16 protein-coding genes are annotated in these 16809 nt (G+C 64.0%); 12 read left to right on the forward strand and 4 right to left on the reverse strand.

The genetic code is table 11. The features are described 5' to 3' along the window. Positions 1 to 3 precede the first annotated feature (3 nt). Both ACWGTI_RS13435 and ACWGTI_RS13440 read right to left on the reverse strand, forming a co-directional pair. Entirely contained in the window at positions 4 to 1170 is a 1167-nt protein-coding gene (locus tag ACWGTI_RS13435) for a diphosphate--fructose-6-phosphate 1-phosphotransferase (RefSeq protein ID WP_454587553.1), read from the reverse strand. 100 nt (positions 1171 to 1270) lie between these two features. Continuing rightward, positions 1271 to 2035: a L,D-transpeptidase gene (locus ACWGTI_RS13440; protein ID WP_454587554.1), complete on the reverse strand. Its 765-nt coding sequence runs from the start codon at positions 2033 to 2035 to the stop codon at positions 1271 to 1273. 228 nt (positions 2036 to 2263) lie between these two features. Between ACWGTI_RS13440 and ACWGTI_RS13445 the strand changes: the two genes are divergently transcribed. The 3 genes from ACWGTI_RS13445 to xylB all read left to right on the forward strand — a co-directional run bounded on the left by ACWGTI_RS13445 (position 2264) and on the right by xylB (position 5751). After that, a complete protein-coding gene (locus tag ACWGTI_RS13445; RefSeq protein WP_454575915.1) occupies positions 2264 to 2887 on the forward strand; it encodes a LysE family translocator in 624 nt (207 codons plus the stop codon). 4 nt (positions 2888 to 2891) lie between these two features. Continuing rightward, positions 2892 to 4214 (forward strand): tetratricopeptide repeat protein, encoded by a 1323-nt coding sequence (locus ACWGTI_RS13450; protein WP_454587555.1) that lies wholly within the window; start codon positions 2892 to 2894, stop codon positions 4212 to 4214. Between the two features lie 82 nt (positions 4215 to 4296). Further along, positions 4297 to 5751 carry a xylulokinase gene (gene xylB / locus ACWGTI_RS13455; protein ID WP_454587556.1) on the forward strand — a complete coding sequence of 485 codons (1455 nt, stop codon included), beginning with the start codon at positions 4297 to 4299 and terminating at the stop codon, positions 5749 to 5751. 32 nt (positions 5752 to 5783) lie between these two features. Here xylB and ACWGTI_RS13460 read toward each other — a convergent pair whose 3' ends face one another. Continuing rightward, positions 5784 to 6146 carry a nuclear transport factor 2 family protein gene (locus tag ACWGTI_RS13460; protein WP_454587557.1) on the reverse strand — a complete coding sequence of 121 codons (363 nt, stop codon included), beginning with the start codon at positions 6144 to 6146 and terminating at the stop codon, positions 5784 to 5786. Between the two features lie 113 nt (positions 6147 to 6259). Here ACWGTI_RS13460 and xylA point away from each other — a divergent pair, with 113 nt between their 5' ends. After that, positions 6260 to 7585: a xylose isomerase gene (gene xylA, locus ACWGTI_RS13465; RefSeq protein WP_454587558.1), complete on the forward strand. Its 1326-nt coding sequence runs from the start codon at positions 6260 to 6262 to the stop codon at positions 7583 to 7585. A 206-nt stretch (positions 7586 to 7791) separates the two neighbouring features. After that, on the forward strand, positions 7792 to 7995 hold the full coding sequence (locus ACWGTI_RS13470; protein ID WP_454587559.1) for a hypothetical protein: 204 nt from the start codon (positions 7792 to 7794) through the stop codon (positions 7993 to 7995). A gap of 61 nt (positions 7996 to 8056) precedes the next feature. On the opposite strand, the gene ACWGTI_RS13475 is transcribed toward ACWGTI_RS13470, so the two are convergent. Beyond that, positions 8057 to 9037 (reverse strand): GlxA family transcriptional regulator, encoded by a 981-nt coding sequence (locus ACWGTI_RS13475; protein WP_454587560.1) that lies wholly within the window; start codon positions 9035 to 9037, stop codon positions 8057 to 8059. A 79-nt stretch (positions 9038 to 9116) separates the two neighbouring features. On the opposite strand from ACWGTI_RS13475, the gene ACWGTI_RS13480 reads away from it, so the two are divergent. The 7 genes from ACWGTI_RS13480 (at position 9117) to ACWGTI_RS13510 (ending at position 16804) form a co-directional block, all read left to right on the forward strand. Beyond that, positions 9117 to 10034, forward strand: coding sequence for a 3-keto-5-aminohexanoate cleavage protein (locus tag ACWGTI_RS13480; protein ID WP_454587561.1), 918 nt, complete (start codon positions 9117 to 9119; stop codon positions 10032 to 10034). Between the two features lie 16 nt (positions 10035 to 10050). Further along, complete coding sequence (locus tag ACWGTI_RS13485; protein ID WP_454587562.1) at positions 10051 to 10674, forward strand: HD domain-containing protein; 624 nt, start codon at positions 10051 to 10053, stop codon at positions 10672 to 10674. A gap of 2 nt (positions 10675 to 10676) precedes the next feature. Continuing rightward, on the forward strand, positions 10677 to 11771 hold the full coding sequence (locus ACWGTI_RS13490; RefSeq protein ID WP_454587563.1) for a carnitine 3-dehydrogenase: 1095 nt from the start codon (positions 10677 to 10679) through the stop codon (positions 11769 to 11771). Between the two features lie 4 nt (positions 11772 to 11775). Further along, positions 11776 to 12939, forward strand: coding sequence for an acyl-CoA dehydrogenase family protein (locus ACWGTI_RS13495; protein WP_454587564.1), 1164 nt, complete (start codon positions 11776 to 11778; stop codon positions 12937 to 12939). Between the two features lie 63 nt (positions 12940 to 13002). Beyond that, positions 13003 to 15081, forward strand: coding sequence for an acetate--CoA ligase family protein (locus tag ACWGTI_RS13500; protein WP_454587565.1), 2079 nt, complete (start codon positions 13003 to 13005; stop codon positions 15079 to 15081). Beyond that, complete coding sequence (locus tag ACWGTI_RS13505) at positions 15074 to 15856, forward strand: carnitinyl-CoA dehydratase (protein ID WP_454587566.1); 783 nt, start codon at positions 15074 to 15076, stop codon at positions 15854 to 15856. Before ACWGTI_RS13500 ends, ACWGTI_RS13505 begins: the two co-directional genes overlap by 8 nt. Positions 15857 to 15868: 12 nt before the next feature. Continuing rightward, positions 15869 to 16804, forward strand: coding sequence for an alpha/beta hydrolase (locus tag ACWGTI_RS13510; protein WP_454587567.1), 936 nt, complete (start codon positions 15869 to 15871; stop codon positions 16802 to 16804). Positions 16805 to 16809 lie beyond the last annotated feature (5 nt).

Below are 16809 nucleotides of genomic sequence, written 5' to 3' on the forward strand. Positions count from 1 at the left end.
CAATCAGACGAAGGGCTTCCCGACCTTGTATTTTTCCGGCACCAGCCGCTTCAGATAGGCCATGCCGGCTTCCGACAGCTGGTTGACGTCGGGCTTCATGAAATCGTCTGGCATATGACGCGTCTTGCCGGCGACGTTCTTCAGCGGCACCTTCTTCAGCACGGTTTTCGAGCCCTCATATTGCAGCGCCACCGAGCCGCCGCCTTCCCCGGCAACCGCAACCGCGAAGGCTCCGGCATCGAAGGCCTCCTTGGCGTCGACGGCGCTGATCGCGCCGATATAGCCGCGCGGCATGTAGCCCAATGCGTCGACCCGCGCGCGCTTGCCCGGCAGGCCTTCGGCCAGCGCCCGCTCGAGCGCGGCCGGCAGGTCTGAGCCCGACAGTTTGACGTTGCCATGGGCGTCGCGTTCCAGCTTGTCCGGCGGCACTAGGCTTTCGACCAGCGCCTTGCCGTCGGCGGTGCTGACGCCTTCGGAAACGGCCACGATGCAGCGCTTGTGGCGGTCGAGCGAAGCGCGCACGTCGTCGATGAAGCCGGCGGCCGAGAATGGCCGCTCCGGCACGTAGACCAGATGCGGGCCGCTCTCGGGATCGAGCTGCCAGGCGGCGGCGGCGGCTGTGAGGAAGCCGGCGTGGCGGCCCATGACGATGCCGACATAGATGCCGGGCAGCGCGCGAAAATCGAGATCGACGGACAGAAAGGCGCCGGCAACGAACTCGGCAGCCGAGATGAAGCCGGGCGTGTGATCGTTTTCCTCGAGATCATTGTCGATGGTCTTGGGCGCATGGACGAAAGCAATGCTGCCGCCGGCGGCATCCGTCAGGATCTGTTGGGTGCCCGATGTGTCGTTGCCGCCGATATAGATGAAGGCGTCGGCGCCGGCCTTCCTCAAGCCGTTGAGGATGACCTCGCAATAGGCGGCGTCCGGCTTGTCGCGCGTCGAGCCAAGGGCCGCACTCGGCGTTCCGGCGATGAGCCGCAGCCGGTCTTCGGGGATGGCGGAGAGGTCGACGTAATTACCGTCACGAATGCCGCGCACGCCGTGGATCGAGCCCAGCACCTTGGCGCCGGGATGGCGCTTGCGGATTTCCAGCGTGGCGCCGACGACCGTCTGGTTGATGACGGCGGTCGGGCCGCCGCCCTGCGCGATGACAAACGTTCCAGCCATGCTTGATGTCTCCCGGCGTGATGGTTTTCAAGGCACCTTGGCCTGTCTTGCCGCCTCGCGCAACGGGAGTTTCGAGCGGCGCCAAACCGCCGCAGAAGGATCAGACCACGACGACCGGGTTCTTCTTGGAAACGCGGCTGTAGAGGTCGATGATGTCCTGGTTGATCAGGCGCACGCAACCCGACGACATCGCCTGGCCGATGCTCGCCCATTCCGGCGAACCGTGGATGCGATAGCCGGTGTCCTTGCCGTCCTGGTAGATGTAAAGCGCGCGCGCGCCGAGCGGATTGGTGAGGCCGCCGGGTTGCCCATTCTGCCACTTCACCAGTTCCGGCTTGCGCTGGATCATTTCCGGCGGCGGCGTCCAGATCGGCCATTCCTTGCCGTACTGGATATTGGCGCGGCCGGACCAGCGGAAGCCGTCCTTGCCGATGCCGACGCCGTAACGAATAGCGTCGCCGCCCTCCTGCACGAGATAGAGCTTTCGCTCCTGCAGATGAACGACAATGGTGCCGGGCGCCTCGCCGGTCTCGTTGACGACAATCTGCCGGCGGAACTCCGGCTTGACCTTCTGATAGGGCACGGCCGGCACTTCGAAACCGCCATCGGTGATCGCGGCGTACATGACGTCGGGGCCGGTGATGTTCTTGTCGACGCTGATCGCCGGGCGGATCGGCCGCACCGAACCGGTGACCGTGTCGTCCAGCTGCAATTGCGGCAGTTCGAGCGTCGCGGTGCTGCAACCGGCCATGCCAAGCAGCGCCATGGCGCCGGCCCCTGACAGGACCGAGCGGCGGGAATAAAGATGTTCGGTTTCGACTGCGTCGCCATTCGGCGGCGTCACATTCTGCGGCAACTCACGCATGCACCCAGACCCTACGCTGTCGGCGGGAAACACGGTCCGGCCGGATAGCGGGCAGTTTCGCCAAACATGGTTGAAAAAGGGTGAAGGCCTTCGCGCTTGCGTTAATCCTGCGCCCTGTGGGCCCAGGCACGCCACGCCAAATGGCACGCCGCGCATTTTTTGAGATGGCTCTTTACATTCCCGCGAACCCGAGGATTTATCCTTTTCTTTGCGCTCAAGGAGACAAAGATGTCGTTCGAAAACTGGGCCGCTTTCGCCGCCGCCTCCACCGTCCTGCTGATCATTCCCGGCCCGACTATTCTCCTGGTCGTGTCCTATGCGCTGGGCCAAGGCTGGCGTACCGCTCTGCCTATGGCTGTCGGCGTGGCGCTGGGCGACTTCACCGCAATGACGCTGTCGATGCTGGGCATCGGCGCGCTCTTGGCGGCGTCGGCTACCGTGTTCACCATCCTGAAGCTGATCGGCGCCTGTTATCTGATCTATCTCGGCATTAAGCTGTTTCGCGCCGGCGGCGCGCTAAAAGCCGAACCGCGCACCGACGCCGTGTCGGCCGCCAGGATGATGGCGCATGCCTGGCTGGTCACCGCGCTCAACCCGAAAAGCATCACCTTCTTCGTCGCTTTCCTGCCGCAGTTCCTCAACCGGGAGGCCGAATTCTGGCCGCAGATGCTGATCTTCGAGACGACCTTCCTGGCGCTGGCCTTCGCCAATGCCTTCGGCTACGCGCTGATCGCGGCGCGTGCCCGCAACGTCGTGCGCAACCCCAAGGCAATCCGCATCTTCAACCGCACCGGCGGCACGCTGCTGGTCGGCGCCGGCATCGCCACGGTGGCGATGCGTTCGGGGAACTAGTGACATGACTATCAAGGACGAGTTCGGCCTGACGCTTTCGGGCGCCACACAATCCGGGTTTTCGTCCTACAGCCAGGCCGTCCGCGAATTGCAATGCTTCATCGGCGACCCCGTCGCTTCTGTCGATCGCGCCATTGCGGCCGACCCGGGCTTCGTCATGGCGCACGTATTCAAGGGGTATCTGTTCGGCCTCGCTACCGAGCGTGAGGCAACGGTGGTGGCCACGGCATGCCACGAAGCGGCGCTGCCGCTCGCCGCGACAGCGCGCGAACAGGCGCATGTCGCGGCGCTTGGCCATCTCGCCGCCGGCCGTTGGCACGAGGCCTCGCGCTTGCTCGAAGATATCGCCATCGACTTCCCGCTTGACGCGGTGGCGCTGCAGACCGGGCACCAGGTCGACTTCTTCACCGGCAATGCCCGCATGCTGCGCGACCGCATCGGCCGCGCTCTGCCGTCATGGCAAAAGGATATGCCTGGATACCACGCCATCCTCGGCATGCAGGCGTTCGGGCTGGAAGAGATGGGCGACTACGCACAGGCGGAGAAGTTTGGTCGCACTGCGGTCGCCATCGAGCCACGCGACGGCTGGGGCCAACATGCCGTGGCTCACGTCATGGAGATGCAAAGCCGGCAAAGGGATGGCATCGCCTGGATGCGCGCCAATCCTGAGGCGTGGACGAAGGAGAGCTTCCTGCAGGTGCACAATTGGTGGCATTTGGCGCTGTTCCACTACGATCTCGGCGAGACCGGTGAGGTGCTCGATCTCTATGACGGGCCGATCTACGGTACGCCGTCGACGATGGCGCTCAACATGGTGGACGCCTCGGCAATCCTGTGGCGGCTTCATCTCGGCGGCGTCGATGTCGGAGACCGCTGGATAGCGCTTGCCGCCAACTGGCCCAAGGTAGGTGCCGGCAATTACGCCTTTAACGACGCTCATGCGATGATGGCCTTCGTGGGAGCGGGGCTTGAATCGCCAGCCAAGACCTTGCTCGATGCGCAACGCGAGGCGATGCGCGGCAGCGACGACAACGCTGCCTTCACCAGGGATGTCGGCCATCCGTTGACGCTGGCGATCAAGGCCTTTGGCGAGGGCAATTACGCCGAGACGGTGCGCCTGATCAGGCCGATTCGCTCGATCGCTTATCGCTTCGGCGGCAGCCATGCGCAGCGCGATGTCATCGACCTGACGCTTATCGAGGCGGCGCTGCGCACCGGCGGCGCGGCACTTGCAAGGGCCTTGGCGGCCGAGCGCCAACTGGCCCGGCCGGACAGCCCGCTGTCGGCGCTGTTTTCGCGACGCGCCGCCGATTTGTCAGAGAATTGACCCGAAACGCATCTTGTTTTAAGAACTGGTCGAGCCAGATTTTTTCGAGACCCGAAAAAATTAATGGCAATGGGAGGAATGCATGTATCTCGGCCTCGATCTTGGCACGTCGGGCGTCAAGGCGCTGTTGATTGATGCCGGGCAGAAGATCATCGGCTCCGGCCATGCTTCGCTCGATGTGTCGCGGCCGCTCCCCGGCTGGTCCGAGCAAAACCCAGCTGACTGGATCCGTGGTTGCGAGACGGCGATTGCCGAGCTGAAATCAGCTCACCCCCAAGAGCTCGCCGCTGTCGAAGGCATCGGCCTCTCCGGCCATATGCATGGCGCCACCTTGCTTGATGCCGGCGATCAGGTGCTGCGCCCCTGCATCTTGTGGAACGACACGCGCAGCCACGCCGAAGCGGCGGCACTCGACGCCGATCCGCGCTTCCGCCAACTGACCGGCAACATCGTTTTCCCCGGCTTCACGGCGCCGAAGCTCGCCTGGGTCAAGAACAACGAACCCGCTGTCTTCGCCAAGGTGGCGAAGGTGCTTTTGCCCAAGGATTTCCTGCGGCTGTGGCTGACCGGCGAGCATATCTCCGAAATGTCCGACTCGGCCGGCACGTCCTGGCTCGATGTAGGCAAGCGGCGCTGGTCTTCCGAATTGCTCGCAGCGACATCGCTCGATGAGAAGCAGATGCCGTCGCTGGTAGAAGGCACGGAAAAGGCCGGCGCCTTGCGCGCCGAACTCGCCTCGAAATGGGGCATTGCGCCGGCCATTCCCGTTGCCGGCGGCGCCGGTGACAATGCGGCATCGGCCTGCGGCATGGGCACGGTCGACGCCGGCCATGCATTCGTCTCGCTCGGCACATCCGGCGTGCTGTTTGCCGCCAACGCGTCCTATCTGCCGAACCCGGCAAGTGCCGTGCACACATTCTGCCACGCGCTGCCCAATACCTGGCACCAGATGGGCGTCATCCTGTCGGCCACCGATTCGTTGAACTGGCTATCGGAGATTTCGGGGAAGAAGGCCGGCGAATTGACCGCCGAACTTGGCGACGCTTTGAAGGCTCCGTCGGGCGTGTCGTTCTTGCCCTATCTCTCGGGCGAGCGCACGCCCTACAATGATTCCGCCATTCGCGGCGCCTTCACCGGGCTGGCGCATGAGTCCAGCCGTGCGGTGCTGACGCAGGCGGTGCTTGAAGGTGTCGCCTTCGCCTTCCGCGACAGTCTCGAAGCGCTGAAGAAGGCGGGCACGAATTTGACCCGAGTGACGGCAATCGGCGGCGGCTCGCGCTCGCGCTACTGGCTGAAGGCGGTCGCCACCGCACTGCAGCTGCCGGTGGACATTCCGGCAGACGGCGATTTTGGCGCCGCGTTTGGGGCGGCCCGGCTCGGGCTGATCGCGGCGACAGGGGCGGATCCGCTCAGTGTCTGCACCGCCCCACGGACGGATGCCACGATCGAACCAGATGCCAGCTTGAGCGATGCCTATGCGGATGCTTATCAACGCTATCGGGCGCTGTATCCGGCAATCAAAGGCGCCACGGCGTGAGCGGTTTCTCGCCCACGCCGCAGCTTGGCAACTTACTGCGCCGGGACCTTGTCCAGAAACCCGGTGACGCTCTTCAGGCGGCCGTTCTCAATGATGCCGATATCGGTGCCTTCGATGACCGATGGAATGCCTTCCGGGCCGAGATTCCACGAGAAGCGGATTTTGTCGCCGAACCCGTCCGGTGTGCCCTTCAGCGAGAACCGGAAGCCGGCGAAGCGCTGCTGCACGCCGTCGATAAGCGCGGCCACACCGGCATGGCCGTCGCCCTGCATCAGCGGATCGCGGTAGCTGACGTCTTCGGTGAAGGTTGCCTTGAGCAGTTCGGCGCGGCGATCCGCATCGGACTCGTTCCAGGCGGTAATGTAGTTTTGAGCGATCGTGTTGAGGTCGGTCATGGACTGTCTCCATCGTTGAGCGGCTTTGACACCAGCCTTTTCACCCCTTGGAAGAACGAAACCAATTACGCCTGAGGTAATCGGGGCGAACTATTCGAGAGAGGACAGAAATCATGAGCAGCGGATTTTTCGGCGACATCAAAGCAATCAAGTATGAAGGGCCGGATTCGACCAATCCGCTGGCCTACCGGTTCTACAACCCCGATGAGGTCGTCGCCGGCAAGCGGCTGGAAGACCATCTGCGCTTCGCCGTCGCCTACTGGCATTCCTTCGCCTGGCCTGGCGGCGATCCGTTCGGTGGCCAGACCTTCGACCGTCCCTGGTTTCCCAAGGCCGGCGGCATCGACACGATGGAACTTGCGAAGCTGAAAGCCGACGTTGCCTTCGAGATGTTCTCGCTGCTCGGCGCCCCCTATTTCTGTTTCCACGACGCCGATGTGCGCCCCGAGGGCAAGGATTTCTCCGAAAGTGCGGCGCGGCTCGACGAGATCGCCGACTATTTTGCGGGTAAGATGAAGAAGACCGGCGTCAAGCTGCTCTGGGGCACGGCCAACCTGTTCTCCAACCGCCGCTTCATGTCGGGCGCCGCCACCAATCCCGATCCGGATGTCTTTGCCTATGCGGCGGCGACGGTGAAAAGCTGCATCGACGTAACCAAGCGGCTGAAAGGCGAGAACTACGTGCTGTGGGGCGGGCGCGAAGGCTATGAAACGCTGCTCAACACCGACCTTGCCCGCGAGCAGGAACAGGCCGGGCGCTTCCTCAGCCTCGTCGTCGACTACAAGCACAAGATCGGCTTCAAAGGCACGATCCTGATCGAGCCGAAGCCGCAGGAGCCGACCAAGCACCAGTACGACTACGACGTTGCCACGGTCTATGGCTTCCTCAAGCGCTTCGGTCTGGAAAAGGAAGTGAAGCTCAACATCGAGCAGGGCCACGCCATCCTCGCCGGCCATTCCTTCGAGCACGAACTGGCGCTGGCCAATGCGCTCGGCGTCTTCGGTTCGATCGACATGAACCGCAACGATTACCAGTCGGGCTGGGACACCGACCAGTTCCCCAACAATGTGCCGGAGATGGCGTTGGCCTATTATCAGGTCCTGCAGGCCGGCGGCTTCAAGACCGGCGGCACCAATTTCGACGCCAAGTTGCGCCGCCAGTCGCTCGATCCGCAGGATCTGCTGATCGGCCATATTGGCGGCATGGATTCTTGCGCGCGCGGCCTCAAGGCAGCCGCGAAGATGGTCGAGGACAAGGCGCTGTCGGGCCCGCTGGCCGAGCGCTATGCCGGCTGGAACACCGCCGAGGCCAAGGCGATGCTGTCGGGCAAGCGCACGCTGGAAGACATTGCGGAGCGCGTGGTGAACAAGAAGATCGAGCCGCAGCCACGCTCCGGCCGCCAGGAACTGCTCGAAAACATCGTCAACCGCTACGTCTGAGATCGGAAAGCCGATTCGTATTGCTTGAGGGCGGCTGGAAAATACTCCCGCCGCCCGGAACGGCCTTGCGCCAAAGGACTCATTTGGCGACAAGGTTTTGCCCCTTGTCGCCCATCAATGACCTCGCTCTTGCCTTCAAACTGCCGTCACGTATCTCGTATAAGAGGTCCGTTGTGGCGGGTGAAAAGGAAGGAGGCGAACCGATAATGCAACACGAACGCGAAATCGACGCCCTACTCTCATCCGGGGAGACCGGATCGATCATCGACCGGCTGATGGCGCTGCCGCGGCCGACCGACAATGTGAAAAACGAATGGGATCGCGCTGTCAGCAGCCGATTTGAAGTCCGGCTGGCGAGGCAGATGCGCTCGCAGATGGACGCCGGCGGCGATCGCCAGAACGCCGCCTGATCTCTCTTTGTCTGTGCATGTCGTTGTCCCAAAACCGCGACACACTTTTGGGCGACATGCATCAACCTCGGCGTAGCCGCACCGGCGCTTCGCCGAACGCTCTTGAAAACGCTCTGGAAAATGCCGCGGCGGACGAGAACCCCGTCCGCCCGGCAATATCCGCCATGGCGATCCGTGTATCGACCACCAGCCTCCGCGCCGCGCCCAGCCGCAGCCTGAGGTAATAGGCGCCCGGCGTCTCGCCGATCGACTTGCGAAAAATGCTCTCCAGCGTCCGTGCCGTCACCCCGGCACGTTTTGCCACCGCGTCGATGGTCAGCGGCTGGTCGACATGCGATTCCATCAGCCTGATGGCCTGCGCCAGCCGCGGGTCGTAGCCATCGAGCCGGCCGAGCGAGACCAGCGGCTGTGCGTCGGTCGCGGCGCGCGCCTGGTCGTAGATGAAGACGCTGGCGACATCGAGCGCGACGGCCATGCCGAGGCGGATGCGGATCAGATGCAGCATCAGGTCGAAGGTCGGCGACGCCCCGCCCGAGGTGAACACCGGCCCGTCGATGACATAACGGTCGGGGCGGACATCGACGCCGGGAAAGGCCGAGGAAAAATCCTCCATGTCCTCCCAATGGGTGGTGGCGCTACGCCCTTCCAACAGGCCTGCCCGTGCCACCAGCCAGGTGCCGGCCTCGACGCCGCCACAGGCGCGGGCGGCTCGTGCTGCGCGGCGCAGACCCGACAGCAGCGTCGACGTGGCATAGTTCTGCGTTCCGAAGCCGGCGACGACGACAAGCACGTCGGTCGGCTCGGCCGCATCGAAACGGCCGCTGACCGCCACGGGCAGGCCGCAGGTGGTGACCGGAGCCTCGCCGGTGACCGAGACCAGTTTGAAATCGAACAGCGTCTCGCCGGAAATGCGGTTGGCGGCGCGCAGCGGGTCCACGGCCGAGGCCACGCACATGATGGACGAGCCGGAAAACACCAGCAGCGTCACCTTCAGCGGCGAGCGTTCCGAGCGGAAGATGGTCGGCTTTTCGCTTTTAATCATGGAAGCTTCGTAAATCGCAAAACAGTTCCTTGCAAGTCGGATCATTGTTACGACTTCTGATGTTTGGGAGGAGAGTTCCATGCCGCTCGCGATGAACCGTGAGGTCTTCATTACCTGTGCTGTCACCGGCTCCGGCGGTTCGCAGGATCGCTCTCCACATGTGCCGCGTTCGCCCAAGCAGATCGCCGATTCGGCCATCGACGCGGCCAAGGCCGGTGCAGCCATCGTCCACTGCCATGTTCGCGATCCCGAGACCGGCAAGCCGCGCCGCGATGTCCATCTCTACCGCGAGGTGACGGAACGCATTCGCGCGGCAGAAGTCGACGTCATCCTGAACCTCACCGCGGGGATGGGCGGCGACATGGTGTTCGGCTCGCCCGAAGCGCCGTTGCCGCTCAAGGAGAAGGGCACCGACATGGGTGGCGCCACCAACCGCATGGAACATGTGCGCCAGTGCCTGCCGGAGATCTGCACGCTCGATTGCGGCACCATGAACTTCGCCGAAGCCGACTATGTCATGACCAACACGCCCGGCATGCTGCGCGCCATGGGCGGCATGATGACGGCGCTGGGCGTCAAGCCGGAGATCGAGGCATTCGACACCGGCCACCTCTGGTTCGCCAAGCAGCTGGTTGAGGAAAAAGTGCTGAATCCCGATGCGCTGGTGCAACTCTGCATGGGCGTGCCGTGGGGTGCGCCGGACGACCTCAACACCTTCATGGCGATGGTCAACAATGTGCCGTCGAGCTGGAACTGGTCGGCCTTCGCCATCGGCCGCAACCAGATGGCGTACGCCGCGGCGGCCGTGCTGGCCGGCGGCAATGTCCGCGTCGGGCTGGAAGACAATCTCTGGCTCGACAAGGGCGTGCTGGCGACCAATGCACAACTGGTCGAGCGCGCCGCCAGCATCGTCACCAATCTCGGCGCTCGTATCCTCGGGCCGGAGGAAGTGCGCAAGAAGCTCAACCTGACCAAGCGGGCGCCGATCGCGGCATAGTTTGGAGGGCGTCGATATGACAACCGTCAAATTCACCGCGATGAAGGATGGCGACAGGGACGACTACGAATTCCTGACCGCCCATGAGATCGACTATGCCGCCAAAACCGGCGAGCGGCTGCTCGACGCGCTGGTCCAGCTCGACGAAGGCCTGTCCGGCTACAAGATCACCCGGCTCGGCCATTCGCTGCAGGCGGCGACGCGCGCCTGGCGCGACGGTGCCGACACCGACTGGATTGCCTGCGCGCTGCTGCATGACATCGGCGACATCTACGCGCCCTACAATCACGACGAATACGCCGCTTCGATCCTGAAGCCCTTCGTGCGCGAGCAATGCACCTGGGTGGTGGAGAAGCACGGCGATTTTCAGCGCCTCTATTACGCCCACCATCTCGGCGGCAACCGCCATGCGCGCGACCGCTTCGCCGGGCATATGTATTTCGACGATTGCGACCAGTTTTGCGAACGCTGGGATCAGTCGAGCTTCGATCCCGACTACGACACGCTGCCGATCGAATTCTTCCGGCCCTTCGTGCTCGAGGTTTTCGCCCGCAAGGCCTACGACCCCTCAGTGATCCGCGCCGGCGAGCGCGTGCCTCTCATCGACCCCGAAACAGCCAAGACAAGAACCGGAGCCTGACCATGAGCATCATCAACAAGGCGGCCGCCATTGGCGGCGGTGTCATCGGCGCCGGCTGGGTGGCGCGGCTGCTGCTCAACGGCATCGACGTGTCGATCTTCGATCCGGACCCGGAGGCGTCGCGCAAGGTCTCGGAAGTGATGAAGGGCGCCCGCCGCGCCTACAAGCAGATGGTTCCCGGCGGCCTGCCCAAGGAGGGCAAGCTCACCTTCGCCAAGACCATCGCCGAGGCGGTTGCCGATGCCGACTTCATCCAGGAGAGCGTGCCGGAACGGCTCGACCTGAAACATCGCGTGCTGGCCGAGATCGACCTTTATGCGCCGGCCAACGCCATTGTCGGTTCGTCGACCTCCGGCATCAAGCCGACCGAAATGCAAGTGGCGATGAAGAAGCATCCGGAGCGGCTGGTTGTCGGACACCCCTTCAACCCGGTCTATCTCCTGCCGCTGGTCGAGATCGTCGGTGGCGAACAGACGTTTCCGGAAGCGATCGAGGTCGCCAAGGAGATCTACGCCTCGATCGGCATGAAGCCCGTCGTCGTCCGCAAGGAGATCGAGGCCTTCGTCGGCGATCGCCTTCTGGAAGCGGCATGGCGCGAGGCGCTGTGGCTGATCAAGGACGGCATCTGCACCGTCGAGGAACTCGACGACATCATGCGCTATGGCTTCGGCCTGCGCTGGGCGCAGATGGGCATGTTCCAGGTCTACCGCGTCGCCGGCGGCGAGGCGGGCATGCGCCATTTCATGGCGCAGTTCGGGCCGTGCCTGAAATGGCCGTGGACCAAGCTGATGGACGTGCCGGAGTTCAACGACGAACTTGTCGATTTGATCGCCACCCAGTCGGACGACCAGGCGCATGGCCTGTCGATCCGTGAGCTGGAAAAGATCCGTGACGACAATCTGGTCGCCATCATGGATGCGCTGTCGAAGCAGAACAAGGGCAAGGGCTGGGGCGCCGGCGCCTTGCACAAGGACTATACCAGGCAGCTGGCCAAGCTGGCGGCGAAGAAGCCGACCGCTTCCAAGGCGGCCGAGAAGGCCAAGGCGAGCAAGCCGGTGAAGAAAGCCGAAAAGCCGAAGAAAAAGAAGAAGGGCTGAGGCGATGGATTTCGGTCTGTCGGAGGAACAGAAGCTTATCGTCGAGACGACGCGTGCCTTCGTCGAGAATGAGCTTTACCCGCATGAACGCGAGGTCGAGCGCACCGGCGTGCTGCGCCGCGAGCTGATCGAAGAGATCAAGGTCAAGGCGATCGAAGCCGGGCTCTACGCCGCCAACATGCCGGCCGATGTAGGCGGCGCGGGGCTGGATACGGTGACCTGGCTGCTCTACGAAAAAGAGCTCGGCCGCGCCAACTACGCGCTGCACTGGACCTGCGTGGCGCGCCCCTCCAACATTCTGCTCGCCGGAACGCCGGAGCAGCGCGAAAAATACCTGTTCCCCTGCATTCGCGGCGAGAAGTGGGATTGCCTGGCGATGACCGAGCCGGGTGCCGGCTCCGACCTGCGCGGCATGAAGGCGACCGCCGTGCAGGACGGTGACGACTGGGTGCTGAACGGCACCAAGCATTTTATCAGCCACGCCGATCTCGCCGATTTCGCGATCTGCTTCATGGCTTCGGGCGAGGAAGAAACGCCGCGCGGCAAACGCAAGAAGATCACGGCCTTCTTCGTCGACAAGGGCACCAAGGGTTTCACCGTGCGTGACGGCTACCGCAACGTCTCGCATCGCGGCTACACCAACGCCATTCTCGAATTCGACGATTGCCGGTTGCCGGCAAGCCAGGTGCTCGGCGAGGTGCACAAGGGTTTCGACGTCGCCAATTCCTGGCTCGGCGCCACCCGCCTGCAGGTCGGGGCCACCTGCCTCGGCCGCGCCGAGCGGGCGCTCGGCCACGCCATCGAATATTCCGCGCAGCGCCAGCAGTTCGGCCAGCAGATCGGCAAATTCCAGGGTGTGTCGTTCAAGCTGGCCGATATGGCCACTGAATTGAAGGCCGCCGACCTGATGGTGTTTGAAGCGGGCTGGAAGTACGATCAGGGCACTGTCACCGATCAGGATATGGCGATGGCCAAGCTGAAGGCGACCGAAATGCTGGCTTATGTCGCCGACGAAGCCATCCAGATCCATGGCGGCATGGGGCTGATGGACGACCTGCCGCTGGAGCGCATCTGGCGCGACGCCCGCGTCGAGCGCATCTGGGAAGGCACGTCGGAGATTCAGCGACATATTATTTCGCGGGCGCTGCTGCGTCCGTTCGGCGCTTAGAGCATGATGGCCAAAACCAGATCCGGTTTTGGAAGAGATCGCGCTCAAAACGAAAAGATGACCATGCATAAACTCGAACGTCTCCTGCGCCCAAAATCCATCGCCGTGTTCGGCGGGGCGCAGGCCGCCGCCGTCGTCGCGCAGTCGATCAAGATGGGCTTTGCCGGCGAGATCTGGCCGGTGCACCCGAGCAAGGACGAGGTTGCGGGCCGCAAGGCCTATCGCTCGGTCGCCGAATTGCCCGGCGCGCCGGACGCTGCCTTTGTCGGCGTCAACCGGCATCTCACCATCGAGGTGGTCACGGCGCTGGCCGAGCGTGGCGCCGGCGGCGCCGTCTGCTTTGCCGCCGGGTTCCTCGAGACCGAAGCCTATGACGACGACGGCGAACGGCTGCAAGCCGAACTGGTCGCCGCCGCCGGCCAGATGCCGATCATAGGGCCGAACTGCTATGGTCTGATCAATTATGCCGACGGCGCGCTTTTGTGGCCCGACCAGCATGGCGGTATCAGGCTGCCCGAAGGCGCCAAGGGCGTCGGCATCATCACCCAGTCCTCCAACATCGCCATCAACATGACGATGCAGAAGCGCGGCCTGCCGATCGCCTTTCTGATGACCGCAGGCAACCAGGCGCAGACCGGCCTGTCCGAAATGGCGCTTGGCCTGATCGAGGACGAGCGCGTCACCTCGCTCGGCCTGCACATCGAAGCCTTCGATTCGGTAGCCGGCTTCGAGCGGCTGGCGGCGCGGGCGCGCGAGCTGAAGAAGCCGATCATCGCCATGAAGGTTGGGCGTTCGGAACAGGCCAGACAGGCGACCGTCTCGCATACCGCCTCGCTCGCAGGCTCGGACGCTGCCTCGGGCGCCTTCCTGCGGCGGCTGGGCATTGCGCGCGTCGATTCCATCCCTGCCTTCATCGAGGCGCTGAAGCTGTTGCACATCACCGGGCCATTGCCCGGCTATACACTGTCGTCGATGAGCTGTTCGGGCGGCGAAGCTTCAGTCATGGCCGACAGCGCCGAGGGGCGCTGGGTCAATTTTCCGGAGCTCACCAGCAAGCACCGTGCCCATGTCAAATCGACGCTCGGGCCGCTGGTCGCGGTCGCCAACCCGTTGGATTACCACACCTTCATCTGGAACAACGAGCCGGCGATGACGGCCACCTTCACCGCCATGGTGTCGGGCGGCTTCGACCTCAACATGCTGGTACTCGACTTTCCGCGCCCCGACCGCTGCTCGGTCACCGACTGGTGGGCGACGCTGCGCGCCTTTGAGTCGGCGTTGAAGACCAACAAGGCGCATGGCGCGATTGTCTCCTCGCTGCCGGAGAACCTGCCGGAGGAATACACTGCCGAGCTGATGGCGCGTGGCATGGTGCCGTTGTTCGGCATCTCCGAAGCCATGGATGCCGCTAACGCCGCGGCCTTCATCGGCTGGGCCTGGGCCGAGCCGCAGGCGCAGCCGATCGACACGACGGCCGCGGGTGCTGCCGGGGGCGGCCATGTGACCCCTGACGAGGCGGAAGCCAAGGCGCGGCTGATCAAGGCCGGTCTGGCGGTGCCGAAGGCCGAACGCGCCGCCAATGCGGTCGAGGCGGTGATCTCGTCGATGGCGCTCGGCTTCCCGGTGGCGTTGAAGGCCCTGGGTGTGACCCACAAGTCGGAAGTCGGCGCCGTCAGGCTAAACCTCAAGGACGCCGAATCGGTCAGCACAGCGGCGCATGATCTTCTACCGCTCGGCACAGGCCTCTATGTCGAGCGCATGGTGCGTGACGGCGTCGCCGAACTGCTCGTCGGCTTCACCCGCGATCCGATGTTCGGCGCTGTCATGACGCTCGGCACCGGCGGCGTGCTGGTCGAGCTGTTGCGCGACAGCGTGACCCTGATGCTGCCGGCAACCCGCGACGACATCGAGGCGGCCTTGCGCCGCCTGAAGCTGTTCCCGCTGCTCGACGGCTATCGCGGCCGGCCGAAGGCCGATGTCGCGGCGGCCATCGACGCCATCGCCGGCATTGCCGCCTTCGTGCAGCAGAATGCCGGCGAGATCGAGGAACTCGACATCAACCCGCTGATCGTCTGTGCCGAAGGCAAGGGCGCCTGGATCGCCGACGCGCTGCTGGTGCTGGGGGAAAAGAAGAATGTCTGACGTCATTTCCACCCGCCGCGAGGGCACCATCCTCGAGGTCACGCTCGACCGGCCCAAGGCTAACGCCATCGACCTGAAGACGTCGCGGCGGATGGGCGAGACCTTCAAGGCATTCCGCGACGATCCGGAGCTTCGCGTCGCCATCGTCAAGACGGCCGGCGACAAGTTTTTCAGCGCCGGCTGGGATTTGAAGGCCGCGGCCGGCGGCGATGCGGTCGACGGCGACTATGGCGTCGGCGGGTTTGCCGGGCTGCAGGAACTGCGCGACCTCAACAAGCCGGTCATCGCCTGCGTCAACGGCATGGCGGTGGGCGGCGGCTTCGAACTGGCGCTCTCCTGCGACCTCATCTACGCCTCCGATCATTCCTCCTTCGCGCTGCCCGAAATCCGCGCCGGCACGCTGGCCGACGCCGCGACGATCAAACTGCCGAAGCGCATTCCTTATCACGTCGCCATGGACCTTTTGCTCACCGGCCGCTGGATGGATGTGGCGGAGGCGCATCGCTGGGGGCTGGTCAACGAAGTGCTGCCGAAGGAAAAGCTCGAGGACCGCGTCTGGGAGATCGCGCGGCTGCTCGCCAGCGGTCCTCCGCTGGTGTTCGCGGCGATCAAGGAGACAGCCCGCGTGGCCGAGGCGCTGACCTTCCAGGATGCGATGAACAAGGTGACAAGGCGGCAATTGGCGACGGTCGATGCGCTTTACGGGTCCGAGGATGGTATGGAAGGTTTTCGCGCGTTTGCGGAAAAGCGTGAGCCGGTGTGGAAGGGCAGATAGCCACGCAGCAGCATGACCGACTACAAAACCCTCATCGACGCCGAGACCTGGGCCTTCGTCGAACGCACCAATTCCTATTATCCGCCCGATACGATTGACTACACCGTCGCCCAGCAACGCGCGATCTATGACCGGATGTGCCGCGAGTTCTTTGCCGGCTATCCCGGTGGCGTGACGGCGGAAACGACCATCATTGCCGCTCACGATATCCCGATCCGCATCTATCGCTCCGCCTCGCCCAACAAGGCGGCGATGGTGCTCTACATCCATGGCGGCGGCTTCATCCTCGGCGGGCTCGACAGCCACGACGATGTCTGCGCCGAGCTCTGCGCCCGCACTGGCTACGAGGTGGTCTCGGTCGACTACCGCCTGGCGCCGGAGCATCTGCACCCGGCCGCCTTTGACGATGCGCTGCATGCCTTCGAATGGACGACCAGAACCTACGACTGTCCGGTCCTGCTGTGCGGGGACAGCGCCGGCGGCAATCTCTGCGCTGCTGTCGCCCACGCAACGCGCAGCCATGCCAAAAAGCCGATCGGCCAGGTGCTGATCTATCCCAGCCTCGGCGGCGACTGGTCGAAAGGCTCCTATATCGAACATGCAGAAGCGCCAATGCTGACCATGCGCGACCTGGCGTTCTACAAGAATATCCGCACCAGCGGCGTCGACGGCACCGGCGACATCACCTTGTCCCCGCTCGCCGATACCGATTTCACAAAACTGCCGCCAACCGTGCTGATCACTGCGCAATGCGATCCGCTGTCGTCTGACGGCGAAACCTACCGTGATCGCATTCTTGCTGCGGGCGTCCACGCCGCCTGGTTCGAGGAGCCGGGGCTGGTGCATGGCTATCTCAGGGCCAGGCACACGGTCGGCCGGGCGCGCGCATCCTTCAGCCGCATCGTCGAGGCGGTGTCGGTGTTGGGCAAAGGCGACTGGATCTGGTGAACCGT

The sequence above is a fragment of the Mesorhizobium sp. ArgA1 genome, from assembly GCF_053714375.1.

Bases quoted from the DNA above. Each gene is read 5' to 3' on its own strand.
- ACWGTI_RS13435 (WP_454587553.1), bottom strand. From the start codon at position 1,170: ATGGCTGGAACGTTTGTCATCGCGCAGGGCGGCGGCCCGACCGCCGTC.
- ACWGTI_RS13440 (WP_454587554.1), bottom strand. From the start codon at position 2,035: ATGCGTGAGTTGCCGCAGAATGTGACGCCGCCGAATGGCGACGCAGTC.
- ACWGTI_RS13445 (WP_454575915.1), top strand. From the start codon at position 2,264: ATGTCGTTCGAAAACTGGGCCGCTTTCGCCGCCGCCTCCACCGTCCTG.
- ACWGTI_RS13450 (WP_454587555.1), top strand. From the start codon at position 2,892: ATGACTATCAAGGACGAGTTCGGCCTGACGCTTTCGGGCGCCACACAA.
- xylB (WP_454587556.1), top strand. From the start codon at position 4,297: ATGTATCTCGGCCTCGATCTTGGCACGTCGGGCGTCAAGGCGCTGTTG.
- ACWGTI_RS13460 (WP_454587557.1), bottom strand. From the start codon at position 6,146: ATGACCGACCTCAACACGATCGCTCAAAACTACATTACCGCCTGGAAC.
- xylA (WP_454587558.1), top strand. From the start codon at position 6,260: ATGAGCAGCGGATTTTTCGGCGACATCAAAGCAATCAAGTATGAAGGG.
- ACWGTI_RS13470 (WP_454587559.1), top strand. From the start codon at position 7,792: ATGCAACACGAACGCGAAATCGACGCCCTACTCTCATCCGGGGAGACC.
- ACWGTI_RS13475 (WP_454587560.1), bottom strand. From the start codon at position 9,037: ATGATTAAAAGCGAAAAGCCGACCATCTTCCGCTCGGAACGCTCGCCG.
- ACWGTI_RS13480 (WP_454587561.1), top strand. From the start codon at position 9,117: ATGCCGCTCGCGATGAACCGTGAGGTCTTCATTACCTGTGCTGTCACC.
- ACWGTI_RS13485 (WP_454587562.1), top strand. From the start codon at position 10,051: ATGACAACCGTCAAATTCACCGCGATGAAGGATGGCGACAGGGACGAC.
- ACWGTI_RS13490 (WP_454587563.1), top strand. From the start codon at position 10,677: ATGAGCATCATCAACAAGGCGGCCGCCATTGGCGGCGGTGTCATCGGC.
- ACWGTI_RS13495 (WP_454587564.1), top strand. From the start codon at position 11,776: ATGGATTTCGGTCTGTCGGAGGAACAGAAGCTTATCGTCGAGACGACG.
- ACWGTI_RS13500 (WP_454587565.1), top strand. From the start codon at position 13,003: ATGCATAAACTCGAACGTCTCCTGCGCCCAAAATCCATCGCCGTGTTC.
- ACWGTI_RS13505 (WP_454587566.1), top strand. From the start codon at position 15,074: ATGTCTGACGTCATTTCCACCCGCCGCGAGGGCACCATCCTCGAGGTC.
- ACWGTI_RS13510 (WP_454587567.1), top strand. From the start codon at position 15,869: ATGACCGACTACAAAACCCTCATCGACGCCGAGACCTGGGCCTTCGTC.